The organism is Plantibacter sp. lyk4-40-MEA-4, assembly GCF_030209415.1.
GTDB classification, from domain to species: Bacteria; Actinomycetota; Actinomycetes; order Actinomycetales; family Microbacteriaceae; genus Plantibacter; species Plantibacter flavus_A.
Window position 1 is genome coordinate 389203 of record NZ_JARVSA010000003.1, and the last position, 24441, is coordinate 413643.

Below are 24441 nucleotides of genomic sequence, written 5' to 3' on the forward strand. Positions count from 1 at the left end.
ACGCCGCCGTCACCAGCTGTCGGGCGTCTGCTGGTGGTTCGTCGCGCCCGGCTTCGAGACGCGACCGCGCTGCGACCGACGTCCGCCGGCGTGCCGCGCAGCCGCGTCGCCGTACTGTTCCTGTCGGCGACGGGCGTCACGTTGCTGCCGAAGATGGTTCAGCACGAGCGCGAGCACGGACAGCACCACGAATGCGACACCGACGACGAGCGCCACGGTCCAGAACTCCATGGGCCCACCCTATGCGCCGGACGCTCCGACGACCTCCGCACCTGTCGCATCGGAGCGCAGCAGACGGATCGTCGGCCGCTCCGTTCGCGAGGACGACCGCGATACGCGCAGCGCGGCGAGGATCGACAGTACGGCGAGCGTCGCGCTGGTCACCGAGGTGCCGGCCACGAGGAGGAGCACCACAGCAGCCAGCCCGAGGAGGACGCCGACCGTGATCCGGCCGCGCGAGTGCGTCGCCGTCGGCGTCGGAACCGCCTCGACGCGGGCGAACACCATCGCGACCAGCGCGGTCAGTGTCAGTGCCACCCCCAGCCAGAGAGGTCTCCCGAGCCACCACCCGAGGCTGTCCGGCGCGGGGAGGGCGACGCCGGTCGTCAGCGCGAACACGGCGGACGCACCGGCCATGGCGAGGAGCACCGGCATGTGCCAGAGGTAGATCGTCATGGCGCGACGGGTGACGAAGTCGGTGACGAACGCTACCCGGCGATGCGCGCTCAGCCGAGTGAGTCGCTCGCGGACGAGCGACAGCAGTGCCGTGTGGGCGACGCCGACGAGGAGCAGCGCCGCGGTGGGCGGGTTGATGTTCGCGATGAGGTCACTCGAGTAGACGCCGGTCCACCAGGTGACGACGAGGACGACGACCGCCCCGACACCGGCGAGCGACCGGACACGTCGGCTGAGCGCGCTGATCGAGCCGTCGGCCAGGAAGAACCCGAGTTGTTGGAGCGCGGTCCAGACGAGGACGAGGTTGATGAATCCGAGGGCGTCGACACCAGTGGCCGCACGCAGGACGTCGACCAGCACGGCCGCGGAGGCGAGCGACGCGATCGAGCGGAGCGGTGCGCGCTCATGGGCGGCGGCGAGCGCAGGCAACAGTGCCTGGCAGAGCAGGAAGACGCCGAGGAACCAGAGTGGCTGGCCGAACCGGAAGCCGGCCATGGCGACGAGGTCGGCGGGGACACCGGCCAGGGTCAGCATCACGAGGGCTACTCCCACGCAGCCGATGGTGACGACCGCGGGGAGCAACAGGCGATGGAGTCGCGCGGCGACGAACGCCGAGGCCGATCCACCGTGCGACCGGTGGCGTCGGTGCGCGAGCAGGCCGGCGAACCCGCCGATGACGAAGAAGAGCGGCATGACCTGTAGAGCCCAACTGAGCGGGGCGATCCAGGCGGTGCCGTCGCTCGCGTTCTCGAACACGGGACCGGCGGCGGTCACCGTCACGCCGACCATCATCGCGTGCAGGACGACGACCCCGACGATGCAGCAGGCACGCACGAGGTCGATGCCGCGGTCGCGTTCGCCCCGGGTGCGATCGAGCCCGGTGCGGACCGGTCTGGCGCGATCGGTTCCGGCGTCGATCCGTACTGCGTGGGTGATGGCCATGTCGGTCCTCCTCGGTGGTGTCCGAGGAGGTTACGAACGCGGTACCCGAGGGCACATCACCCGGCGGTGTCGTCGCGCCCCGTACCCAGGGGTGAGGTGTCGACGCGCGGAGTCCGGGTCAGGACGGGGCGACGAGTCCGGTGTCGTAGGCGAAGATCACGGCCTGCACGCGGTCGCGCGCGCCGACCTTGGCGAGCACTTTGCCGACGTGGGTCTTCACGGTCTGCTCCGCGATGAACAGGGTCGCGGCGATCTCGCTGTTCGACCGCCCCTGGCCGATGAGGACGAGCACCTCGCGCTCGCGCTCGGTGAGCTCCGCCAGCCGCGCGGCACCATGCGAGGCATGGGGCTTCTGCGCGGCGAACTGGGCGATCATCCGCCGGGTGACGCTGGGTGCCAGCAGTGCGTCGCCGGCCGCCACCACCCGCACGGCGTGCACGAGGTCCTCGGGCAGCGCGTCCTTGAGGAGGAAGCCGCTCGCCCCGGCCTGCAGGGCGTCGTAGACATAGTCGTCGATATCGAAGGTGGTGAGCATGATGATGCGAGGCACCTTCACCGCCGGGTAGCCCGGGCCGAGGATGCGCTTCGCCGCCTCGATGCCGTCGAGCTCGGGCATGCGGACGTCCATGAGGATGACGTCGGGGTCGAGTCGCGCCGACAGCGTGACCGCTTCGGCACCGTTCGCGGCCTGCCCTGTCACCCGGATCCCGTCGTGGGCGTCGAGGAGCGCGGCGAACCCGGCTCGGACCATGGCCTGGTCGTCGGCGATGAGGACGTCGATGGTCACTGGCGGTCCTTCGTCGAGCTGGATCGGGGGCGGGATGGCGTCGAGGTCGGTTCCCCGGTGGGCAGCACGGCCGTCACGAGCCAACCGCCTGCGCCGTCGGGGCCGGCGTCGAGGGTGCCGTCGAGGAGGGCGGCGCGTTCGAGCATGCCGCGGAGGCCGTGTCCGGCGCCGTGCTCCCCCGTACTCTGCGCAGGACCGTTGTGGATGCGCAGCTGTACCGCGGTCGTACCGACTCGGACATCGACGACGATGGGCGCGCCCGGCGCGTGTCGGACGGCGTTGCTCATCGCCTCCTGCACGATGCGGAACGCGGCGATCTGCACGGTCGGAGGGACGGGCAGGGCGCCCTCGTCGCCGCGGTCCATCGAGAGGGTGATGTCGGCACCCACGCGGCGCAGGCCGTCGGCGAGTGCCGGAAGGTCGTCCAGGCCCTGTTGCGGCGCGAGTTCCGCGATCTGGTCCTCGGTGCGCAGCACCCCGAGTAGACGCCGCATCTCGACGAGCGAGCCCCGAGCGGTGGCGGCGATGTCGTCGAACTCCGCCGCGGCGTCCTCGGCGAGGCCGGGCACGCGGTACTTCGCCGTCGAGGCCTGCACCTGGATCACGGACATGCTGTGCGCGACCACGTCGTGGAGCTCGCGGGCGATCCGGGTGCGCTCCTCGACGAGCACGCGCCGGGACTGCTCAGCGGCGGAGGTCTCGCGCTCACGAGTCAGCTCCTCTCCCAACCGCACCCGCCCGGAGATGAGCAGAGCCACGAGGTACGCCACCCCCGCGACGGAGGACGCGACGATGAGGTCCGCGGCCATGGCGGTCGCGTCGGCGGCGGACGGGAGGATGAGTGCCGCGACGAGCGAGCCCGCGATGCCGACGAGCAACGGGATGAGTCCCAGCAGCCAGCCGTGGAGGAAGGTGACGACGCCGACGAACACGGCGAAGGCGATGAGCGCGGGCACCGACCACGGCCACGGCCAGACCGGGTCGTGGTCGGGCGAAGCGACCAGCGGGAGCACGAAGGCAGCAGCTGAGAACAGCACGATCGCGACGCGCGGGACCACGACGGACAGGAGCGGCGCGCCGCAGACCGCGGCTCCGAGGAGGAACGACGCCGGGAGCACGGTGCCGTAGAGGAGGCTCTGGATCGGAACGAGGACGCTCAGCAGGACGACGCCGACGCCCGCGAGGACGAAGCGTCCGACGGTGCGGCGGGAGGTGCCGCGCGCCGTCCGATCCATGAGGGTCATTGTCCCATCAGCGCCAGGGCCGGCGGGTGTTCCTCGGTGTCTGATCCCTCCGGCGTCCCATCGCTGGCCGCATCGGACCGCTCACGGCGGCGACGACGGATGGCCGCGACCCGGTCGACGACCAGACCGAGGACGAGCGCGACGCCCACACCGAGCACGGAGCTGAGGAACGGCTGGTCCTCGAAGAGCTTGCCGGCGACGACGCCGATGATCGCGCTGTAGGCGGCCCAGGTCACTCCCCCGATGACACTGAGCGGCAGGAACCGTCGCCACGGGTATCGGAGGGCACCGGCGGACATGTTGACGACGACGCGGCCGACCGGGATGTACCGCGCCCCGAGGACCAGCGGGGCGCCTCGACGCCCGAGCGTCCGCCCTGCCCGGTCGAAAGCCGCCGCGATCCGGGGACGCCGCATCCACGCGAAGCGCGTCGTGCCGACCCCGCGGCCGATGAGGTAGGCGATGTTGTCGCCGATCGCCGCGCCCACGGCCGCGACGGCGCAGAGGAGCAGGAGGTTCGATCCGCCGGTCGAGACCGCGACGGCCGCCGCGGCGACGAGCACCGTCTCGCTCGGGATCGGCGGGAAGAACCCGTCGATGACGGCGGTCGCGAACATCACCACGTACAGCCACGGTGAGGTCACTGCGTTGAGGATGAGCTCGTTGATGACGTCCATGCTCCGACGCTACGAAGCGGACGGCGCCGCAGCATCACCCTGGGGTATCGCGGACCCCCTACCCCGGTGGTGTTCTGCGGCGCCGTCAGTGCCGTTCCCCCTCGGTGCCGGTCCTAGTCGACGACGGCTGGGACCGTCGGTTCGGCGTGCCCACGCGGGGCGAGCGCTTCGTGTGTGCTGATCTCGTAGGCGTTCTCGGCGTGGAGGACGACGTCGAGGCCCTGCGCCTCCGTCTCGGCCGGGACACGGATGCCCATCGTCTTGTCGAGCACCTTCGCGAGCACCCAGGTGATGGAGAAGGTGTAGACGAAGACGGCGACGATCGCGAGCGCCTGCTTGCCCAGGAGCAGGAAGCCACCGCCCGCGAGGAGCCCCTCTCCACCGCTCGGCGCGAGCGGCACAGCGAGGACACCGATGAGGAGGCCGCCGACGACACCGCCGACGAAGTGCAGCGCGGTGACGTCGAGGGCGTCGTCGAAGCCGAGGCGGACCTTGAGGCTCACCGCGAAGTAGCAGACGACCGCCGCGGCGGCACCGATCGCGAGGGAGCCGAGCGGGGTGACCGCACCGCAGGATGGCGTGATGGCGACGAGTGCGGCGATCGCGCCCGAGCAGGCACCGAGGGTGGTGGGGTGACCGTCGCGCAGCTTCTCGACGACGAGCCAGACGATGACGCCCGCGCAGGTCGCGGCGACCGTGTTGAACACGGCGACGGCGGCGTTGTTGTCGGCGGCACCGAGGGCGCTGCCGTCGAAGCCGATCCAGCCGACGAAGAGCAGGCCGGCGCCGAGGAGCGTGAGCGGGAGGCTGTGCGCCTTGGGCTGCGACGGGAAGCCGTTCCGCTTGCCCAGGACGATGGCGAGGGCGAGGGCGGCGACCCCGGAGTTGACGTGGATCGCAGTGCTGCCGGCGTAGTCGATCGAGCCAATCGTGTTGGCGAGCCACCCGCCCTGCACGCTACCGTCGGCGGAGTCGAAGGCGAAGACCCAGTGCGCGACCGGGAAGTAGACGAGCGTCGACCAGACACCGGCGAAGACCATCCACGCGCTGAACTTCATCCGACCGGCGGCCGCTCCGGCGACGATCCCGATCGTGAGACCGGCGAACATCAGGTGGAGCGCGGCGAGCGCCAGCGGCGGCAGCGCGCTCCCCTCAGGGGCGACGAGCAACTGACCGAGGCCCGGGTACTCGGTGGGGTCGCCGACGAGTCCGAGGCCACCGAGGCTGTCGCCGAAGACCATCGAGTAGCCGAACGCGACCCAGAGGATCCCGACGAGACAGAACGACGCGAAGATCATCATCATCATGTTCATGGTGATGCGACGACTGACCATGCCGCCATAGAACATCGCCAGGCCGGGCAGCATGAGCGCCACGGCCACCACCGCCGTCAGGAGCCATGCCGTGTTGCCCGCGATTGCAGCCGTGTCCATCCGGACCTCCAGGGTTCGCGCGGGATCCGAAACGGACGACCGCATTTTCAATAGGTCATCCAATTGTCGTGACGACCGATTTCAATGCAGTATCGAATCCGTTTCGTGTTCGTTACGGGTTCGGTCGAGTCGCCGGCATCGGACACAGTCTTGAGCGTCACGCGCGAGGCAGCAGCCGTCGTGGTTCGACGGCGCCGCATAGGCTGCTCGCATGGTCAAGGCGAACGATCCCCAGTACCGCACACCACGGCTGATTCTGGGCTGGACCTTGGCGACCCTTGGTGTGGCGCAACTCGCATTCAGGTTGTCCGCCGGCGCTGACAGCCAGGGCTACCTGTTCGGGGTCATCCTGGGTGCTGCGCAGATCGCCCTCGGCGCGGTCGTGTTGATCCAGGCGTGGCGGCTCCCGAAACGCCCGTCCATCGACGCCGCTCAGACCGACGCGGTGGACGGCCCAGCTGAGGACGAGTCTCCGGCGGGTTAGCCGGCAGCGAGGTCGAGGTGGAGCGCAGCCCGCTCGACCTCGGCGAGCGCTGCGCGGTCGACCAACAGGCTGTGGAGGGTGGCGGAGGCGGTGCGCCGCGCGAAGGCCCTGATGCGGTCCGCCTCGCTCGCACCCTCGGCGGCCTCGACCGGCGGGTACTGGGCGGCGATGTCGCCGGAGCCATAGCGGAAGGCCTTCTGCATGCCCTCGTTGGCGTGGAGCGCGGCGGCCGCAGCCCACTCCGGGGTCTCGTTACCGCCGAGGACGAGTGCCCCCTGCTCGACGCCGTCTCGGATGAGTCCGGCGATGAACGTGAACAGCGTGCGGTAGTCGTCCCAGAACGACGCGAGGTCGTCGGGATGCTCCGCCGCGAGCCGCTCGATCTCGTTGTAGTCGAAGGGCGCCTCGCAGATCGCGACACCGTCCTCGTAGAGGACGCGGTAGAGCTTCGCGGGGACGTCGGCCTCGATCGGACCGAGGGCCTCCGCGGCGCCGACCGACTGGCGGTTCGAGGCGGCGGTCGCCCGGAGCACCTCGCGCTTGTTCGCGAACCAGTAGTAGAGCGAGGACTGCTTCATCCCGCACGCCTCGGCCAACATCGTCATGCTCGTGCGCTCGTACCCGCGCTCCGCGAACAGGCTGGTCGCGACCTGGATGATCTCCTCACGAGGATCCTCGGCGGCGACCCCGCTCGCGCGAGGACGACCGGGCGATGCTCCTGTGCGGCCGGCCATCGATCACCACTCCCTGCTCGCGGACACCTCCGCCAATCCTACGGGCGGGCACAGCGCCTCAGCCCTCGGCCAGCAGCTCCCGCATGGCCGCCTCGATCACGGCCGTCTCGGCGGCACGCACGCCAGGCCGCCCAGCCACGTGTCCGAGATCGGACTCGATGACCCGCACCTCGCTCCGACGCATCATCGCCGACTCCAGGACGTTGTCCTCGACGGTGAAGTAGAGGTCGGTCGACGACGGCATGACGATGCTCCGCGCGCGCACTCGCCCGAGCGCCGCGGCCAACCCGCCCTCGACCCCTCGCCCGGGATCCGCCCGCTGCCAGGTGCGCAGCATCGCGAGCAGGTCGTTCGCGTCCCACCGCTCGTGGTCGGCCGCCCAGTCCTCGAGGAGGTCTGCGACGTCGGCGTACCCGAGCTCGCGGTAGGTGCCATCCCGGAAGAACGCCTGCGAGTAGGCCCACCCCGCATAGACCGTCCCGAATGCGCGGAGTCCGGTCCGCGGCGGTGTCGTGTATGGGCCGTCGTCGAAGGCCGGATCCGCCCGGAGCGCCGCCTCGACGCCCGCCAGGAAGACGGCGTTGTGGGGCGAACACCGCGCGGCACCGGCGACGGGGAGGAACGCGTCGACGAACTCCGGATACCGCACCGCCCACTCGTAGGCCTGCAGCGCGCCCATCGACCAGCCGGCGATCAACCGCCAGCGGCGGACACCGAGGTGGTCGGCGAGCTGCCGTTGCGCACGGACGTCGTCACCGATCGAGACCTCGGGGAACGCGGCACCGCGCACCTCCTCAGCCGCGTTCGACGGCGACGTCGAGACGCCGTTGCCGAACAGGTTCACCGAGACGATGAACCAACGGGCCGGGTCGAGCGCGCGGCCCGGCCCGATCCACGGCTCGTAGCTCGCGTGCGTCCCGGTGTAGTAGCTCGGGAGCAGGACGGCGTTATCACCGTCGGCGTTCAGCGCGCCCTGCGTCGTGTACGCGAGTCGCGCCTCCGGGAGGTCCGCGCCGGACTCCAGCGCGAACCTCCCGAGGTCGAGGACCTGGTGCATCGGGATCAGAAGAACTTCAGGTAGCGGGCGGTCTCCCAGTCCGACACGTGCGCCTGGTACTCGTTCCACTCCTGGCGCTTGTAGTCGATGAACGCGTCGTACATCGCCTCGCCGAACACGGCACGCGACAGTGAGTCGGTGGCGAACTCGTCGACCGCCTCACCGAGGCTGCGCGGCAGCATGCCGATGCCGAGCTGAGCGACCTGCGCCTCGGTGTAGTCGTACATGTTCTCGGTGTGCGGCGCTCCCGGATCGAGGTCCTCACGGATGCCCTCGAGGCCCGCGGCGAGGATGAGCGCCGCCCCGAGGTACGGGTTGCAGCTGATGTCCGCAGCCCGGCACTCCACGCGCCCGCCCTGGAGCGGCACGCGCAGCATGTTGGTCCGGTTGTTGTTGCCGTAGCTCACGAAGACCGGAGCCCAGGTGGAACCCGACATGCTGCCCTGACGCACGAGCCGCTTGTAGCTGTTGACCGTCGGCGCGATGACCGCCGAGAGCGCGGGCGCGTGCTTGAGGACACCGGCGATGAACTTGTAGCCGAGCTCCGAGATGCCGCAACCACGTGGGTCGTCGTCGGTCTCGAACAGGTTCTCGTCGGTCTCGATGTCGGCGAGCGACATGTTGAAGTGCGCGCCCGACCCGCTTCGGTCGGCGAAGGGCTTCGGCATGAAGGTCGCGAAGTAACCGTGCTTGCGGACGATCTCGTTGGCCATGAGCCGGAAGAAGACGGCGCGGTCGGCCATGGTGAGGGCGTCGGAGTAGTTGAAGTCGATCTCGAACTGCCCCGGGGCGTCCTCGTGGTCGAACGAGTACACGCCCCAGCCCATCTCGGTCATCGCCTCGACCAGCTCGGTGAGCCAATCGAGGTTGTCGAGCGCCGCGGTCGCCGTGTAGCAGGGCTTCGCGAGGTCGTCGCGGTCGCTGACCTCGGTCACACCCTCCGGGGTGTCCTTGAGGACGAAGAACTCGGTCTCGATCCCGAGGTTGAAGGTGAAGCCCATCTCTGCAGCCGCATCGAGCTGACGCTTGAGGATGTTGCGCGACGCCGCCTCGAACGGCTCGCCCTTCGTGTAGAGGTCGCTCGCGAAGAAGGCGACGTCCTTCCGCCACGGCAACTGCACGGCGCTGTCGAGGTCGGGACGGGCGGAGAGCTCCTCGTCACTGATCGCCTGCGGGAGGCCGTCGAGCGCAGCCCCCGTGAAGAGCTCCGATCCCCCGGCCATGCGCTCGAGGTGGGACAGCGGGACGAACTTGGTCTTGATGCTGCCGTGCATGTCCACGAAGCTCGCCATCGCGTACTTGACGCCGGCCTTCTGCAGGCGGGCGCGGACGGACTCCACGGTGGTAACGGTCTCGACGACGGTCATGGGATGCTCCTCCGGTTGCGTCGCCACCCTCGCAGCGACTCATTTCGATACTGTATTGAAAGTATGCGCGGGTGGAGTTTCGATGCAGTGTCGAAAGTGTTTCGAGGGTGTGAACGCTGTGCCGAGGCGCACTGGAACACAGAACCGGCGCCCGCCGCGAGTGCGACGGACGCCGGTTCCGAGCGTCGTGGTTACGGGACGATGACCGCACGCCCGCGGATCGTTCCCGCGTGCAGGTCCTCGTAGGCCTTCGGGGCGTCGGCGAGCGAGTACGGCTGCACCTCGACGTCGACCTTGCCCGCCTTCGCGAGCTGGAAGACCTCGATGAGCTCGCTCCGCGAACCCCAGTACGGCACGCGCACGGCGGCGTCGTAGGCGATCGACCCGAAGCCGACGGTCGCCGAACCGCCGCCGATGCCCACGATCGTCACGTCGGCCTCCATGGCGGCGACCGCGGTGGCCGTGGCGATGGTCGGGCCTGCGCCGACGAAGTCGAACACGGCGTCGACCCCGATGCCTCCGGTCAGCTCGCGGATCTTGTCCGCGGCCGATTCGTCGCTGATGAGCGTGACGTCGGCACCGACGTGCTTGGCCAGCTCGAGCTTCTCGTCGCTCACGTCGAGGACGATGACCGTCGCACCGGAGAGCGCCTTGAGCATCTGGATGCCGACGTGACCGAGGCCACCGGATCCGATGACGACGGCGAAGGTGCCGGCACCGAGCTTCGGCAGGCTGCGCTTGATCGCGTGGTACGGCGTGAGGCCCGCGTCGGTGAGCGACACGTTCTTCACGGGGTCGAGGTCGCCGATCGGCACCAGGTGACGCACGTCGTCGACGATCATGTACTCGGCCATCGAGCCCTGGCTGCCGAGCCCGGGAGGACGGATCCCCTCGGCGACGGCGTTCGTGCAGTAGTTCTCCTTGCCCTGCGAACAGTTCAGGCAGTGGCCGCAGCCCCACGGCCCGTAGACGGCGACCGCGTCTCCGATCTGCAGGCCCGTCTCGACACCCTCACCGAACGACTCGATGACACCGGCACCCTCGTGTCCGAGCGTGAGCGGCAGCGGGTACTGCTGCGCGAGGTAGTCCTCCTCGGGGAGGCTCATGACGTAGTCGTCGGAATGGCAGACACCGGCGGCGGTGACCTTCAGCAGAATCTCACCCGGCCCCGGTGTCGGCTTCTCGATCTCGACGACCTCGGGGGCCGAGCCGATCTTCGTGTACCGCAGTGCCTTCATGGTGAGACATCCTCCTCGAGCGTCGGAACCGCACGCCGCAGTCGCTCACTAAGCGACGTGTGTCAGATAAGTCTGACCGTTCCAGTATGCGCTTCGATCCGTCGGCCGGCACCCCGTTGACAGGCCGGGCCGTCGACACCCGTCAGGACGGTTCCCAGGCCAGGACGACGTCGAGGAGCTCAGCACGCGACAACCCGCTGTCGACCTGGAGGACCGGTTGCGGCAGCGTCGCGAGCCAAGCCTCGTGCGACGCCCGACTCCGGCCGTCGAACGCAGGGTCGTCGTAGCCACTCGCCCAGGCTCGGAACTCCCGCCACGCACGGTCGTCGTGCGGTTCACCGGCCCGCCGCTCGATCTCTCGGGCCTCCAGACGCCGCAGCCGTTCCGCCGGGTCGAGGGTCACGAAGACGATCGCGTCGCATTCGGCGACGATCTCGTCACCCCAGCCGGGCATCGAGCCCGACAGGACCCAGGCCTCGCGCGGCACGAACAGCTCACGCATGAGCCGCACCCGCTCCGCGTCCGAACGCTTGGTCACGTAGGGCGGGTCGGTCGGCACCCAGAAGTAGTCGTCGGCGTCGGCGTGCGGGACGGACCAGTGGTCGGCGAGCGCCCGCCCGAGCGTCGTCACGCCACTGCCACTCGCACCCATCACGTGCACTCTCGATCGTCGCATCCGTCCATTCTGACCGGTCGGACGCGGACGAGCTCAGGCGCGGTCGTGGAGGGTCAGCTGGTAGCCGTCCGGGTCGGCGAAGGTGAAGGTGCGACCGAACGGGCCGTCGATCGGCGCCGAGACGATCGTGTGCCCGTCGGCGACGAGGGCGTCGTGGATCTCCTGGACGTCCGTGGCGTGCAGCCAGATCGCCGCGCCGATCCCAGGCTGGGGCGCGGAGGCGAGATCGGTTCCGGGGACGATGTCGCGCAGAGCGAAGGCGGTCGGCGTCGTCTCGAAGACGACCGCGTGCGGCGGGCCGGCCTGCGAGCGGACGAGGCCGAGGTACTGCTCGTAGAAGGCCTGCGAGGCGTCGAGGTCGGCGACCTGGAGGGAGATGAAGTCCGGTCCGGTGACGGGCATGATGTGCATCCAATCGTATTGTGTCAGTTATCTGACACGCATCACTCTATGTCAGAATACTGACATGGGTCAAGATCGGATCGAACTGGACACGTCGCTCGGCTACCTCCTGAAGGAGGCGGCGAGCGCGCTCCGCTCAGCGATGGAGGCGGTCTTGCGGCCACTCGGCATGACGATCACGCATTACTCCTGCCTCGAACTCCTCGCCCAGCGACCTGGGCTGTCGAACTCCGAGCTCGCCCGTGGGGCCTTCGTGACCCGCCAGTCGATGAACGTCCTCTTGCAGGCCCTCGAGCGCGACGGCTTCGTCAGCCGCCCCGAACAGGCCCCCGTCGGCAAGGCGCTGCCGACGCGACTCACCCCGCTCGGCCGCGAGCAGCTCGCGCAGGCGTCCGCCGCCGTGCGATCGGTCGAAGTCCGGATGCTGAGCGGCATGACCCCCGATCAGCAGCGGGAGGCGCTTGTCGTCCTGCGCAGCATGATCCGATCACTTCGCGACGACGAGGACTGAGGAGCCGATCAGTCGGTGACGGGAAGCGTCTCGACGAAGGCCTGGATCCGGTCCGCCACAGCGACCGGCACCTGCCAGGCCGTGAAGTGCGCCCCGCGATCCAGTTCCGTCCAGCTCCGGATGTCGCTGTACGCCCGCGCCGCGTAGGAGCGCGGGAGTCCGCGTTCGCCCGTCTGCACGGCGACGGCCACGGGCACCTCGATCAGCGGCAGTTCAGGCTGCTTCGGGTGGTCGCGATACGGCCGGAACGAGGATCCGATGCTCTGCGTGAACCAGTACAGCGAGACCGTGGTCAGGAGCTCGTCGTCGGTCCACCAGGTGCCGTCGCCCGCCCACGCGAGCAGCTTCTCCGCGATCCATGCGGCGAGGCCCACCGGTGAGTCGTTCAGGGCCGTCGCGAGGATCTCGGGCCTGGTGGCCTGCACCCGGGCGTAGGCGAGACCGCGAGCCCACTCCTGGTCGTGTCGATCGAGCCAGCCCTGCTCCTCGGCGGTGAGGTCGCGGGCTCGGGACGCCGCCGGGAAAGCGGCGTGGGTCGCGAACTGGCCGATCACCGACTCGGGATGCAGCGCCGCGAGCCAGTCGCTCGTCGTCGAACCGACGTCCTCGCCGTAGGTGAGGTAGCTCACGTGCCCCAACACCTCGGTCATGAGCGCGTGCATCAGTTCGGCGACCACCGGACCGGTGAACGGCCGGTCCGAGAGCGGCGCCGAGAACCCGTACCCGGGCAGGGAGGGGACGACGACCTCGAAGCCGAGTGTCCGGCCGCCTCCGAGGTCGACCGTGCGTCCTGCGAGTTCCCTCGCCAGCGGCAGCATCTCGACGAAGGAGTACGGCCAACCGTGGAACGCGATGACCGGGACCGTCACCGTGACGCCGCCCGGTGCCGGTAGCCGCGCGACATGCAGCCGCTGCCCGTCGACCTCCACCTCGAACTGCGGCACCTCCTGGAGCTCGCGTTCGACGCGCCGCCAGTCGAAGCCGTCCCGCCAGTGGGCGACGAGTGCCCGCAACCGGTTGAGCGAGAGGGCGCTCTCCTCGGCCGCATCACCGATCGCGGCGGGGAGGCGAACCGTGTCGAGTCGCCGCCGCAGGTCTTCGAGGTCGGCATCGGGCACCTGGATCCGGAACGAACGCATGCGCTCGACGCTAGAGCAGAGGTCCGACAGGGGAGAACCATGCGCAGCGACACCGCCCGGCCTGGCGCGTACCATCGTCCACACCGGGACTTCCCTCCCCGGTCGTGGCCCAGACCCCGCCGCCGCTCGAGCCGGCACCCGAATGTCTGGATCGCCGCGGCGGGGCTGGGTCGACGCGCCGGGAGCGGGATGGCCATCTTGCGAACGGATGGGCCCTTCCGACGACACAGACCAGGCCCAGCACGTAACATGATGCGTACCGGGCTCCCTCGCCCGGGTGTGGCCCAGACCCCGCCGCCGCTTGAGCCGGCACTCGGGTGCCTGGACCGCGGCGGCGGGGCTGGGACTGCGCATCGGTGACCGCCCCCAGGCCGCACCGGCCGGCCGGGGTCAGGCGCGGTAGTGCGCGGCCAGGCGTTCGAGGCCCTCGTCGATCGAGACCGTCGGCGTCCAGTGCAAGGCCGCGCGGGTCTGTCGCTGGTCGAACCAGTGCGCGGTCGACAGCTGCTCCGCGAGGAAGCGCGTCATCGGCGGCTCATCGGCGCCGGGGCGGATGCTCCACAGGCGCTCGACGAGCCCACCGGCAGCTCGGGCGACGCCGGCGGGGACACTGAAGGCGGGCGGCTGCACGCCGGCAGCACGGCAGATGCCCGCGAGCAGCTCGCCGACCGGCCGCGGCTCACCGTTCGTCACCACGAACGCCCGACCGTGTGCCGTCTCCGCGTGTTCGAGCGCCGCCGCGATGGCCGACGCCGCGTTCGCGACGTACGTGCTGTCGATGAGGGCGGTGCCGTCGTCGAGCAGGGGCAGGCGGCCGCGGCGCGCGCGATCCACGATGCGCTCGACGAGCTGCGGGTCACCCGGACCCCAGACGAGGTGCGGCCGCACGGCGACGACCGCGAAGCCGCGGCGGTCCCGCGCGAGGGCGAGCAGCTCGCCCTGCGCCTTCGTGCGCGCGTACTCACCGCGAGCCGCGCCCGGATCGGCCGGTTCCGCACCCACACCCACGAGCGCCGAGCCACCGTGCGCGACGGACGGCGAGGAGATGTGGACGAACCGCGAGACGCCTGCGGTCTCGGCCGCGTCGAGGACGACCTCGGCCCCGGCGACGTTGACGCGTTCGAACTCCGCCGGGTCACCCGCCAACGAGACCTTCGCGGCCAGATGCACGACCGCGTCGACACCGTCCGTCGCCGACTCGACGACGGCTGCGTCGGTGATGGATCCGCGCACCTCCTCGACGTCGGTGAGCGCCGACGGTCCACGCTGCAACACCCGGACGCGATGTCCGCCACGGAGCAGCTCCAGGGCGACCTCACGGCCGAGCATGCCGCTCGCACCGGTGACGAGGACGGTCACGGGGTGCTCAGCCGTTCACCGGCCAGGATGCCTTCCGCCCACACCGACAGACGGGTGCGGTCGATCTTGGAGTTGTGGCGGATGTCGGTCGGCAGCTCGGGGACCACGAAGACGGCGACGAGCGGCTGCGGCGAGGCGTCGCGCACCTGCCCTGCGAGCTGGGCCTCGGCGAGCTGGACCCGCTTCGTGCCCGTGGTCGTCTCGACGATCGCGACGCACTGGCGGAGACCCTCGGGACCGACGCCCACGACGGCGGCGCGACGGACGAGCGGCACCGTCTCGATCGCCTGCTCCGGTCCGACCGGAGCGATCGGTCCGTCCTGGGCCGCGATCACGTGCGGCAGACGGCCCTCGATCCACAGGCGGCCGTCGGCGTCGAGATGCCCGACGTCGCCGGTGCGGTGCCAGCGTCCGTCCTCGGCGACGTCGCGGACGGCGGCCCGGTCGGTCAACCAGAGCCGGTCGTACTGCGACTTGAGGTGCTCGGCCGAGATGATGACCTCGCCGAGGCGGTCCGCGTCCTGCGTCGGCGCACCGGTGGCGCGGCCGGCCTCGTCGAGCGGGCTGATGCGCACGTCGACCCCGCCGATGGGCGTCCCGACGCACACCCCCGTGTGCTCGGTGTCCTCGTCGGGCAGCGTGTCGAGGGTGATGTCCGAGACGAGCAGACACTCGGTCATGCCGTACACCGCGTGTGCGGACGCATTGGGCAGGACACCGACGAGCGCCGTGAGGAGCTGGCGGCTGACGGGTGCGCCCGTCGAGAGCACGGTCCTGACACCCTGGAGCGCCTGTCGGTCCCCTGCGTCGAGCGCATCGGCGGTCGCGACCACGTTCAGGATGGCGGCCGGCGAGAGGAAGACGATGTCGGCGTCCGTCTCGGCCACAGCGGCAGCGACCGCTCGAGCGGTGAGTGTCCGGGGCGCCGAGATGTCCATCTCCGGCGTCGAGGAACGGGCTCCGAGCGCCGGGCCGAGCAGCGCGAACGGCGCGAACCCGGTCACGAGCCCCGAGTCGGCGGTGATCGAGAAGTGCTCCGAGAGGACGTCGCGCAACGACGACAGCTGAGCGTGGGTGTACTTCACGCCCTTCGCCGGGCCGGTCGATCCCGAGGTGTAGAGGATCGCCGCGAGGTCGGTCGGGCCGGGTTCGCCGGGCAGCTCAGGCGTTGCACGGGCGTCGAGCAGATCCTTGAGGCTGTGCGAGACGCCGAGGGCCGTCGCGGTCGCGCCGGGGAGGCGGGCCGCGGAGATCTTCACACCCGGCCAGCCGAGCGCACGAGCGGCGGCGAGGCCCTTGGTCTCGCCGATGACGTAGGCGGGCCACGCGCCTCGGACCGCACGGTGGAGGCCCTTGACGCCGAGACCGGCGTCGGCGACGACCACGACCGCGCCGATGCGCAGGCAGGCGTAGATCACGGCGGTGAGCGTTGCGCCGGGCGTGACGAGCAGGGACACGCGGTCGCCGCGCCGGACGCCGATGCGGTGCAAGCCGGCGGCCAATCGCGTCACGCGGTCGTCGAGCTGCTTCCAGCTGACGCGACGGGCCGCACCCGAACCGCGCTGTTCGACGATCGCATCGCTGTCGTCGGTGCGTCGCTCGTCCAACCGCCGCCAGAGCGGTTCGAAGTCGGGCTGCTCGGTCGCAGCGGCGGCGGACTCCACAGGCGTCGCTTCGACCGGCGCGCCCTGCGGCAGCCGGTCGTCGAGCCAGGTGAGCAACGACTCGGCGACCGGGGCGTCCTCGATGACGAGGTGACCCGCGCCGGCGAAGCGGTGGACCTCGGCGTGCGGGAGGCGGTCGGCGAGGTCGTCGAGGTAGCGGTCGCTGAAGATCGGGTCTCGCGGACCCCACAGCATGAGCGCAGGGACGCGGAGCTGGGCGACGTCGTCGGCGAGGCGCTCGAGGCGCGGGAAGCTGACATGCTCCGGGGTCGCCGGGATGTCGGCGACGAACGCGCCGATGCCGCGGCGTCGCGCAGGAGCGGAGTAGGGGCTGCGGTACGCGTCGCGGACGTCGCGATCGAGCGGCGGGGACGCGAGCGACAGCGTCGTGTCGAGGAAGGCGGTCGTCTGCACCGAACCTGCGCCGAGCATGCCGCGAGCGCCGGCGAGCCGCAGTGGCGCGGGGATCGGGGTGCCCTCCGGGTGGTGCACGGCCGTGTTGAGCAGCATCGACCCGACGAGGAGCTCCGGGTGCTCGGTGGCCCAGCCGAGGGAGATGACGCCGCCCCAGTCGTGACCGAGGGTGACGACGGGACCGGTGAGGCCGAGCGCGTCGGAGAAGGCTGCGAGGTCGGCGATCCGCTGTTCGAGGGTGCGGGTGATTTCGGTCCGCTCGGACCAGCCCATCTCGAGCTGGTCGACGGCGACGACGCGCCAGGCGGTACCGCCGGCGTCGGCCTGCTCGACGGACCGGGTGATGAGCGAGCGCCAGAGGTACGACCAGGTCGGGTTGCCGTGGACGGCGAGGACGGTGCCGACCGGCTCGACACCGGTTTCGCTGAGCGCCTCGGCGGTGTCGAGGTAGTGCCAGTTCCTCGTCACGCCGTCGTCCGCCAGCCGACCGGGGACGTCGATGCGGCGCGAGTACCGCGCGGGGAGGCCGGGCAGACCGGCGGCGCGCACACCCATGGTCCGCAGGCCGACGTTCGCGGCGACCGTACCCGCTACCACGCGAGTTCCATGAGGCCGGTGTTCAACCCCGAGCCGACGCCCATGAGGAGGACGCGGTCGCCCTTGTTCAGGGTCGACTGCTGGTCGGCGAGGGTGATCGGGATGGAGGCCGGTCCGACGTTGCCGAGGTAGGGATAGGTGACCGGTACGCGACTGCGGTCGAGCGAGGCGGCCTTCACCATGGAGTCCGTGTGGATGGACGACACCTGGTGGGTGATGTAGCGGTCCATCTTCGACCACCGCCACGAGTCGCCGGCGGCTTCCTTCCACGCGGAGACGACGAGGTCGAGCCCGCCCTTGAGGAGTGCTCGGGCATCGGTGAACATGCCGTCGACGCTGCCGACGCAGAGGTGGTTGAACTCCGTCGCCGCGCGGGTGACGCCGCCGAGGATGCGGTGCCCCTCGGGGTGGCGGTCGGCCGGTCCGATGACGGCGGCGGCGGCCCCGGAGCCGAGGGTGAGGGAGGCGAACTCGCTCATGAAGTCGTCGCGGTCGATGGTGCTGCCACTGAGGCGCTCGATGGTGTTGGCGTGCACCTCGCTCGCGTCCTCGCCGTTGACGATGAGTGCGTACTCGATCTGGCCGGACTCGATCATCGCGGCCGCCATGGTCATGCCGGTCACGAAGCCGAGACAGGCGTTGGCGATGTCGAAGTTGATGGCCGAGCTCGGCAGGCCGAGGCCGTCGTGGATGCGGACGGCGACGGAGGGCTCGAGGTGCTGCCTCGTCACCGAGGTGTTGATCATGAGCCCGATCTGGGAGGGCGAGATGCCGGCCTCGGCGAGCGCACGGCGACCGGCCGACACCGTGGCGTCGTCCGAGTTCTCGCCGGGTCCCCAGTGGCGTCGCTCGACCACACCGGCGACGCGTCGCAGGATGCCCTTCGGGAGGCGGGCGCGTTTCATCGCACCCGCGAGACCTTCTTCGATCTCGACCGAGGTCACCACTGCGGACGGCAGCGTGCTCGCCACCGACAACATGGCCACATTGTCGAATCGGGTAGTTGCGTTTCCGGTCACGATTCCTCCGTGCCTCTGACCAGGCAGTCTTGACCGCCAGCGTCTGACGGTACTCCTCTACCCTGAACGTGGACGAATCGTGTCCCCGTTGTTGACAGCGGGTGCCCAGCCCGACAGCGAGACTCGGGCCCGCCGGAGCACCGGTGCAGGCGGGAGCCGCGATCCTGCAATCGGCACTGCCACGCGCGCAGGTCGCCGCAGTAGCCTGTGGGGATGACCACCCGCCGCACCCTCGACCAGTCCTCCAAGCTGAAAAGCGTCCTCTATGAGATCCGGGGGAAGGCCCTCGTCGAGGCCGTGCGTCTCGAGGCCGACGGGCACCGCATCCTCAAGCTCAACACCGGCAACCCCGCCATCTTCGACTTCGAGGCTCCGCACCAGATCGTCCGCGACATGATCGCCGCGCTCCCCCACTCGCACGGGTACAGCGACAGCCGCGGCATCCTCTCCGCGCGCCAGGCCGTCTCCTACCGCTACGAGGAGATGGAGGGGTTCCCGCGCGTCGACCCGGAGTGGGTGTTCCTCGGCAACGGCGTCTCCGAGCTCATCACGATGACGATGCAGGCCCTGCTCGACGACGGCGACGAGGTCCTCATCCCCGCGCCCGACTACCCGCTGTGGACCGCGATGACGAGCCTCGCCGGTGGCACCCCGGTGCACTACCGCTGCGACGAAGAGGCGGACTGGGCACCGGACATCGAGGACATCCGCTCCAAGATCACGCCGAACACCAAGGCGATCGTCGTCATCAACCCGAACAACCCCACGGGTGCGGTGTACTCCCGCGAGGTGCTGGAGCAGATCGCCGGAGTCGCACGCGAGCACGGGCTGCTGCTGCTCGCCGACGAGATCTACGACCGCATCCTGTACGACGACGCCGTCCACATCCCGATGGCGACCGTCGCCCCGGACCTCCTCTGCCTCACGTTCAACGGCCTGTCGAAGACCTACCGGGTCGCCGGCTACCGGTCCGGCTGGCTCGTCATCACGGGGCCGCGTGACCACGCGCGCGGCTTCCTCGAGGGCATCACCCTCCTGGCGTCCACGCGTCTGTGCCCCAACGTGCCGGCGCAGCACGCCGTGCAGGCGGCACTCTCCGGTGTGCAGTCGATCGACGCCCTCATCGCACCGAGCGGTCGCCTGCTCGAGCAGCGCGACGCCACCTGGGCCGGCCTCAACTCGATCCCGGGCGTCTCCTGCACCAAGCCCATGGGTGCGCTCTACGCCTTCCCGCGCCTCGACCCGGAGGTCCACGAGATCCACGACGACGAGTTGCTCGTCCACGATCTGCTCGTGGCGGAGCACATCCTGCTCGTCCAGGGCACGGGCTTCAACTGGCCGGACCCCGACCACCTGCGGGTCGTCACCCTGCCGGAGGAGCGCGTCCTCACCGACGCGATCGAGCGGCTCGGCAACTTCCTGTCGTCCTACAAGCAGTAGGCGCAGCGGGCACGCACTCGGCGTCCGGCCTGCTACACCCCGAGGTAGCGACCCGGGCGGTGGTTCAGCGCGAGGATGAGGTTCAGCAGGACCGCGCCGAGCGCCGACACGAGCACGTTGAGCGGCGGCACGGCCACGAGTGACACGAGCACCACCACGGTGTCGACGGCCATGAGGACGTAGCCCGCGCGGACACCGAACCGATCCTGGAGGATCAGCGCGACGATGTTGAACCCACCGAGACTGGCTCGGTGTCGGAACAGGATGAGGATGCCGACGCCGCAGAGCACGTTGCCGACGACGGCCGCGTAGAACGGGTCGATGTGCCCGACCGGCAGGAACAGCGGGTGCACCCCGGACAGGACGGACACGAGCACGATCGCACCGCCGCTCCGCAGCGTGAACACCCAGCCCTTGCCGCGGATCGCGAGCAGGAAGAACGGCAGGTTGATCGCGATGAACAGCACCGGGAACGGCACGGGTGCGAGGTAGCTGACGAGGAGTGACATGCCGGCCGTCCCGCCGGTCACGGCCGAACCGGCCTTCAGGATGAAGAGGCCGAACGACACGACCGTGACGCCGACGAGCAGCCCGAGGATGTCCTCGACCACCCCGTGTCGGACCGGAGACGGTGCCGGGGCAGGTGTGGAGGGAGCCTGCTGCGCGCTCGACGTCGTGGCGCTCGGCTGCTGGGTGCTCATTCCGCCAACGATGCGTCAGCTCGTCGTGTTGCGCAACACGAGTAGAGTGCAATGGTCATCGTGCTCGATTCACAGCCCGAGAGTGAGCAACATGCCTCATCCCGCGACCATCGACCACCTCGACGCGCGCATCCTGACCGCGCTCGACGACGACCCGTCCATGACGGCGCTCGCCCTCTCACGCACCCTCGGCGTCGCGAGGAACACCGTCCACGCCCGCCTGCGCCGACTCGAGACGAGCGGCGCACTTGGCGCTCCGAGTCGCCGGGTGCGACTGTCGGCGCTGGGCTACCCGCTCACCGCGTTCATCGAGATCTCCATCCGGCAGGACCTCGCGAACGAGGCCTACGCGGCCCTCGAGTCGATCCCGGAGATCGTCGAAGTGCACGCGACCACCGGCGATGCCGACCTCTTCGCGAAGGTCGTCGCGCACGACACGGAGGACCTGCACCGCATCGCCGGCGTGCTGCTCGCGGCTCCGGGCGTGGTCCGGACGAACACGAAGGTCTCGCTCATCGAGGTCATCCCCTACCGAGCGTCGACCCTCCTCGATCGCCTCGCCGAGGGGCCGTCAGCGCACTGAAGCCGTCAGCGGGCTGAACGGGCACGCGCCACGGCGGCCGTGCCCGCGGCGATCGCGACGACCGTGCCGTAGCCGAGGACCGTGGTGTGGAGCCCGATCGCCGAGGCGAGGAGACCCGCGATGACGGCCGGGACCCCGAAGGACAGGTAGGCGACGATGTACAGCGCGGCGAACAGCTCAGCGCGTTCGTCCGCCGGCGCAAGCGGGACGAGCGAGGCGATCGTGCCCATGAACGCCGTGCCGAACCCGGTTCCGGCGATCACGACGGCGACCACCGCGATCGGGAGCGACCCGAGGATCAGGGCGACGAGCAGGAGCACGGTCCCGGCGGACAGTGCGGAGGCGCCGTAGACGGCCGCGACGACGGGTCGGCGACGGTGCAGCACCGCGGCGGCGACGGCCCCCGCGGCCGGCAGCAGCCCGATGAGCAGTGCCCCGCCGAGCTGGCCGTCCACGCCGAGCTCCGTGTGCATGATGCTCGGCCCGAGGGAGAGGAACAGGCCGCCGGTCGCCCACCCGCCGAGGACGATCGGGATGCTCACGACGAACAACCGTCGGGCGTCGACGGGGACGGCTGCGCGTGGTCGGATGGCACGGGCCCATCCGGGAGCGCGGGCGGAGGTCTCCGGCACGATCCAGATGGACACCGCGATGAGCAGGTAGGCGACCGCCAGCGGCAGGAACGTCCAGCTCGACGGATCGGCGACCGTCTGCAGGAGGACGCCCGCGAGGATCGTGCCGGAGGCGAGACCGATCATCGGCGCGATGGCGTTCAGGAGGGTCGCCGCCCGTGGTCGCTCGGGCGGGGCCAGATCGATGATGGTCGCCGACAGAGTCGAGAGCAGCGCCCCGCTGGCAAGACCTTGGAGCACGCGCGCGAGGTACAGCAGCGCGCCGGAGTCGACGTGCCAGAGGAGCAGCATGCTCGCGGCGAGCACGACGAACCCTGCGGTGATCACCGGGCGGCGTCCGAGATGGTCCGAGACCGAACCGATCGTGAGGAGTGCGACGAGCAGGGCGAGCGCGTAGGCCGAGAAGGCGATGGTGACGCCGATCTGTCCGATGCCGAGTCGCTCCTGGAGCTCCGGGTAGAACGGTGAAGGAGCGCTGGCGCCGGCGAGCATGAGCGTGCTGCCGAGTCCCGCGAGGACGAAGCCGAAGCGGCGACGCGGAGTCGTCGGCACGGCGGCGGCCGCGGTGGGCATGGGTCGGGTCGAGGGTGACGGGGTCGTCGTCTGCACGGGGCGGGCATCCTTTGGTTCCAAAAATATCGAACGATTGGACGATACGCGCTTTCCACCGATTGTTCAACTATTATCGAACCATGCCTGCACCCGCCGATCTCACGCACCCCGACCGCGAGGCGATCGAGCTGCCGGCCGTGCTCTTCGCGCTCAGCGATCCCGACCGGCTCGAGATGGTGCGGCAGCTGCGGGACGGCCCGATGGACGCCGCGAACTGCACCGCCCTCGACCCCACGATCCCGAAGTCGACGAAGTCCCACCTCATGAAGGTGCTCCGCGAGGCGGGCGTCATCCGGAACGAGCCGAACGGTCGCCACCGCACACTCACCCTGAGGCGCGACGACCTCGACACCCGGTTCCCTGGCCTCCTCGACGCCGTCCTCGACGCCGACTGACCGGCACTCCCAGCCCTCGGGTTCGCAGCCCGTGGACGGGAACTGCCAGAATTGGCGGCGCGGTGATCCACCGCACACACAGGGACAGGGGGCTGGGGAACATGGGAACGCTGCGATACGGGAACGAAGCACTCGAACTCGAGGACCGGACCCTCGCCCACGTGCAGATGGTCGTCGTCTCCAAGCTCCGCAAGGGTGAGGCGTTCCTCCTCTCGTGGACCATCGACCCCGCACACGGCTCGGGCCGCTACGCGATCTGGATCGAGACCGGCGTCCCCATCGTCTTCCGGTTCACCGGCTCCCGCCCGGTCTCGCTCAACCGCGCCTGGTTGCAGGCCATGCTCGACCGCACCTACACGCCGGCGGGGCTCGAACTCATGCCGGAGACCGACTACCCGGAGCTTTCCGCCGACAACTGAGGCACAGCCACCGGTGCGGTCCCGAGTAGCACAAGCGATCCGACCGTTCAAGCATCGGCCGTCCGACACGTGCTCGATTACCATCGGATCATCGAAGGTCGGGGACTTCTGAGAGTCGGCTCGAGCGGTGCCTGGAGGGCCCGCAGCGCGCGGTCGAAATCGTCGAAGACATTCGGAGGCGGGTCACACGGATCAGACCGTGCGGCCCGCCTCGCTGTTTCACATGAGGCCAGGTGGAGCCGGCCGAGTGGCCTGCCGGCTCATCGACGGCTCGGCGCCACCGTTCAGCGCTGCGGCTGCCCCTCGGGCTCGGTGCGATCGATCGAGTCGACGGCCTCGCGCATGCGGTCGAGGAAGTCGACGATGCCGGCCGCCATCTCGGGATCGATCCCGGTGGTGGCCTCCATCATGCGGTGGTGCATGTGACTGAGCGTCTTGCGGACCTCGGCGTCGGCGTAGTCGGTGGTCGAGACCGTGACGCGACGGCGATCGGTCTCACTCGGCTGCCGGACGACGTGACCGGCCGCTTCCAGACGGTCGAGCATGACCGTGACCGACGAGGTCTTGATGCCGAGGTAGGCACCCAGATCGGTCGGACTGACCAACCGGTGCTCCTGCTTGGCCCGCAACATGAAGCGCAGGGCCAACAGGTCGTTCTCACCCATGTGCATCTCGTCGCGCGTGCGACGACGCATGGCGGCCTCCGCCGCGCGGTACAGCCGCATGGCTTCGAGAATGTGGCGGCCGCGCTCGTGCTCGTCCTGCTCGTACCAGTAATGCTGCGCTTCAACGGCTTGGGCGGTCATGAAGTTCAACAGTAGTGGTTCTCGTAACGAGTTTGTCTAGCGGAGTCCGAATCGCAATGTCAAGTGGGGTTCATGCAGACGCATGAATCGCTAGATTCTCTAACAACACGACAGTTGAGCAAGGAGAAGTCATGAGCACGGTGTTGGAGCGAGGCACGACGACCACGGTCGCCTGGGCTGAGCCGGACGCGACCCTCTGGGTCGCCTCGATCGACGGCGAGTACGCCGGCATGGTCGAGTTCCGGGACGGCCGCTTCGTCGCCGCCTCGAGCACCGGTAAAGACCTCGGGATCTTCGTCTCCCTGCTCCGTGCCAAGGAGGCGGTGGAGAACGGCCCGGCGAAGACGCTCCAGTTTCCGTACGTCGCCACGGTCGCCGCGTCCGCGATCGTGTCCGCGACCGCCGTCGCCTTCACCGCGTTCGCCGTCCTCTAG

Annotated in this window: 26 protein-coding genes; 7 read left to right on the top strand and 19 right to left on the bottom strand. The window is 69.9% G+C overall.

The genetic code is table 11. The annotated features are described in order from the left end of the window. Window positions 1-9 precede the first annotated feature (9 nt). The 6 genes from QRN44_RS07085 to QRN44_RS07110 form a co-directional block, all read right to left on the bottom strand. Window positions 10-231, bottom strand: a complete 222-nt coding sequence (locus QRN44_RS07085; RefSeq protein WP_175116775.1) for a hypothetical protein — start codon at window positions 229-231, stop codon at window positions 10-12. Window positions 232-240: 9 nt separating this feature from the next. Beyond that, window positions 241-1617, bottom strand: a complete 1377-nt coding sequence (locus tag QRN44_RS07090) for an acyltransferase family protein (RefSeq protein ID WP_285038694.1) — start codon at window positions 1615-1617, stop codon at window positions 241-243. 118 nt (window positions 1618-1735) lie between these two features. Beyond that, the gene (locus tag QRN44_RS07095; RefSeq protein WP_121293161.1) at window positions 1736-2404 is read right to left on the bottom strand and encodes a response regulator; all 669 of its coding nucleotides are present in this window, start codon (window positions 2402-2404) and stop codon (window positions 1736-1738) included. Then, window positions 2401-3639, bottom strand: a complete 1239-nt coding sequence (locus tag QRN44_RS07100; protein ID WP_285038695.1) for a sensor histidine kinase — start codon at window positions 3637-3639, stop codon at window positions 2401-2403. The genes QRN44_RS07095 and QRN44_RS07100 overlap by 4 nt, the downstream gene beginning before the upstream one ends. 5 nt (window positions 3640-3644) lie before the next feature. Beyond that, window positions 3645-4325: a DedA family protein gene (locus tag QRN44_RS07105; protein WP_285038696.1), complete on the bottom strand. Its 681-nt coding sequence runs from the start codon at window positions 4323-4325 to the stop codon at window positions 3645-3647. Between the two features lie 113 nt (window positions 4326-4438). Further along, a complete protein-coding gene (locus QRN44_RS07110) occupies window positions 4439-5758 on the bottom strand; it encodes an ammonium transporter (protein ID WP_079000762.1) in 1320 nt (439 codons plus the stop codon). Between the two features lie 211 nt (window positions 5759-5969). On the opposite strand from QRN44_RS07110, the gene QRN44_RS07115 reads away from it, so the two are divergent. Beyond that, on the top strand, window positions 5970-6242 hold the full coding sequence (locus tag QRN44_RS07115; protein WP_285038697.1) for a hypothetical protein: 273 nt from the start codon (window positions 5970-5972) through the stop codon (window positions 6240-6242). Here the strand turns inward: QRN44_RS07115 and QRN44_RS07120 are convergent. From QRN44_RS07120 to QRN44_RS07145, 6 genes are all read right to left on the bottom strand, one after another. After that, window positions 6239-6976: a TetR/AcrR family transcriptional regulator gene (locus QRN44_RS07120; protein WP_285038698.1), complete on the bottom strand. Its 738-nt coding sequence runs from the start codon at window positions 6974-6976 to the stop codon at window positions 6239-6241. The genes QRN44_RS07115 and QRN44_RS07120 overlap by 4 nt on opposite strands. Before the next feature lie 58 nt (window positions 6977-7034). Then, window positions 7035-8033 carry an alpha/beta fold hydrolase gene (locus tag QRN44_RS07125; protein ID WP_285038699.1) on the bottom strand — a complete coding sequence of 333 codons (999 nt, stop codon included), beginning with the start codon at window positions 8031-8033 and terminating at the stop codon, window positions 7035-7037. Window positions 8034-8038: 5 nt separating this feature from the next. Further along, window positions 8039-9400, bottom strand: a complete 1362-nt coding sequence (gene glnT, locus QRN44_RS07130) for a type III glutamate--ammonia ligase (protein ID WP_285038700.1) — start codon at window positions 9398-9400, stop codon at window positions 8039-8041. A 191-nt stretch (window positions 9401-9591) separates the two neighbouring features. Next, the gene (locus tag QRN44_RS07135; RefSeq protein WP_285038701.1) at window positions 9592-10638 is read right to left on the bottom strand and encodes an NAD(P)-dependent alcohol dehydrogenase; all 1047 of its coding nucleotides are present in this window, start codon (window positions 10636-10638) and stop codon (window positions 9592-9594) included. A gap of 142 nt (window positions 10639-10780) precedes the next feature. After that, window positions 10781-11314 (bottom strand): P-loop NTPase family protein, encoded by a 534-nt coding sequence (locus tag QRN44_RS07140; RefSeq protein WP_175116760.1) that lies wholly within the window; start codon window positions 11312-11314, stop codon window positions 10781-10783. Window positions 11315-11347: 33 nt separating this feature from the next. Continuing rightward, window positions 11348-11716 (bottom strand): VOC family protein, encoded by a 369-nt coding sequence (locus QRN44_RS07145; protein WP_079003789.1) that lies wholly within the window; start codon window positions 11714-11716, stop codon window positions 11348-11350. A 64-nt stretch (window positions 11717-11780) separates the two neighbouring features. Here QRN44_RS07145 and QRN44_RS07150 point away from each other — a divergent pair, with 64 nt between their 5' ends. Next, window positions 11781-12227 (top strand): MarR family winged helix-turn-helix transcriptional regulator, encoded by a 447-nt coding sequence (locus QRN44_RS07150; RefSeq protein WP_071261399.1) that lies wholly within the window; start codon window positions 11781-11783, stop codon window positions 12225-12227. Window positions 12228-12235: 8 nt separating this feature from the next. Here the strand turns inward: QRN44_RS07150 and QRN44_RS07155 are convergent, their stop codons facing one another. From QRN44_RS07155 to QRN44_RS07170, 4 genes are all read right to left on the bottom strand, one after another. Next, window positions 12236-13366: an epoxide hydrolase family protein gene (locus QRN44_RS07155; protein WP_285038702.1), complete on the bottom strand. Its 1131-nt coding sequence runs from the start codon at window positions 13364-13366 to the stop codon at window positions 12236-12238. A gap of 390 nt (window positions 13367-13756) precedes the next feature. After that, entirely contained in the window at window positions 13757-14725 is a 969-nt protein-coding gene (locus tag QRN44_RS07160; RefSeq protein WP_285038703.1) for an NAD-dependent epimerase/dehydratase family protein, read from the bottom strand. Next, entirely contained in the window at window positions 14722-17400 is a 2679-nt protein-coding gene (locus tag QRN44_RS07165) for an alpha/beta fold hydrolase (protein WP_350310089.1), read from the bottom strand. Before QRN44_RS07165 ends, QRN44_RS07160 begins: the two co-directional genes overlap by 4 nt. Continuing rightward, window positions 17394-18380: a 3-oxoacyl-ACP synthase III gene (locus tag QRN44_RS07170; protein WP_064295813.1), complete on the bottom strand. Its 987-nt coding sequence runs from the start codon at window positions 18378-18380 to the stop codon at window positions 17394-17396. Before QRN44_RS07170 ends, QRN44_RS07165 begins: the two co-directional genes overlap by 7 nt. A 252-nt stretch (window positions 18381-18632) precedes the next feature. Between QRN44_RS07170 and QRN44_RS07175 the strand changes: the two genes are divergently transcribed. After that, the gene (locus tag QRN44_RS07175) at window positions 18633-19859 is read left to right on the top strand and encodes a pyridoxal phosphate-dependent aminotransferase (protein WP_064295812.1); all 1227 of its coding nucleotides are present in this window, start codon (window positions 18633-18635) and stop codon (window positions 19857-19859) included. Between the two features lie 32 nt (window positions 19860-19891). Here the strand turns inward: QRN44_RS07175 and QRN44_RS07180 are convergent, their stop codons facing one another. Then, window positions 19892-20560: a YitT family protein gene (locus tag QRN44_RS07180; protein ID WP_121293137.1), complete on the bottom strand. Its 669-nt coding sequence runs from the start codon at window positions 20558-20560 to the stop codon at window positions 19892-19894. A gap of 91 nt (window positions 20561-20651) precedes the next feature. Between QRN44_RS07180 and QRN44_RS07185 the strand changes: the two genes are divergently transcribed. After that, the gene (locus QRN44_RS07185) at window positions 20652-21143 is read left to right on the top strand and encodes an Lrp/AsnC family transcriptional regulator (RefSeq protein ID WP_121293135.1); all 492 of its coding nucleotides are present in this window, start codon (window positions 20652-20654) and stop codon (window positions 21141-21143) included. Between the two features lie 5 nt (window positions 21144-21148). Here QRN44_RS07185 and QRN44_RS07190 read toward each other — a convergent pair whose 3' ends face one another. After that, window positions 21149-22384: an MFS transporter gene (locus QRN44_RS07190; protein WP_199687220.1), complete on the bottom strand. Its 1236-nt coding sequence runs from the start codon at window positions 22382-22384 to the stop codon at window positions 21149-21151. 83 nt (window positions 22385-22467) lie between these two features. On the opposite strand from QRN44_RS07190, the gene QRN44_RS07195 reads away from it, so the two are divergent. Continuing rightward, complete coding sequence (locus QRN44_RS07195) at window positions 22468-22782, top strand: ArsR/SmtB family transcription factor (RefSeq protein WP_064295809.1); 315 nt, start codon at window positions 22468-22470, stop codon at window positions 22780-22782. A 101-nt stretch (window positions 22783-22883) separates the two neighbouring features. Continuing rightward, a complete protein-coding gene (locus QRN44_RS07200; protein ID WP_121293133.1) occupies window positions 22884-23201 on the top strand; it encodes a DUF7882 family protein in 318 nt (105 codons plus the stop codon). Window positions 23202-23485: 284 nt separating this feature from the next. On the opposite strand, the gene QRN44_RS07205 is transcribed toward QRN44_RS07200, so the two are convergent. Further along, window positions 23486-24007: a MarR family winged helix-turn-helix transcriptional regulator gene (locus QRN44_RS07205; protein ID WP_121293290.1), complete on the bottom strand. Its 522-nt coding sequence runs from the start codon at window positions 24005-24007 to the stop codon at window positions 23486-23488. Between the two features lie 131 nt (window positions 24008-24138). Between QRN44_RS07205 and QRN44_RS07210 the strand changes: the two genes are divergently transcribed. Next, window positions 24139-24441, top strand: coding sequence for a hypothetical protein (locus QRN44_RS07210; protein ID WP_121293131.1), 303 nt, complete (start codon window positions 24139-24141; stop codon window positions 24439-24441).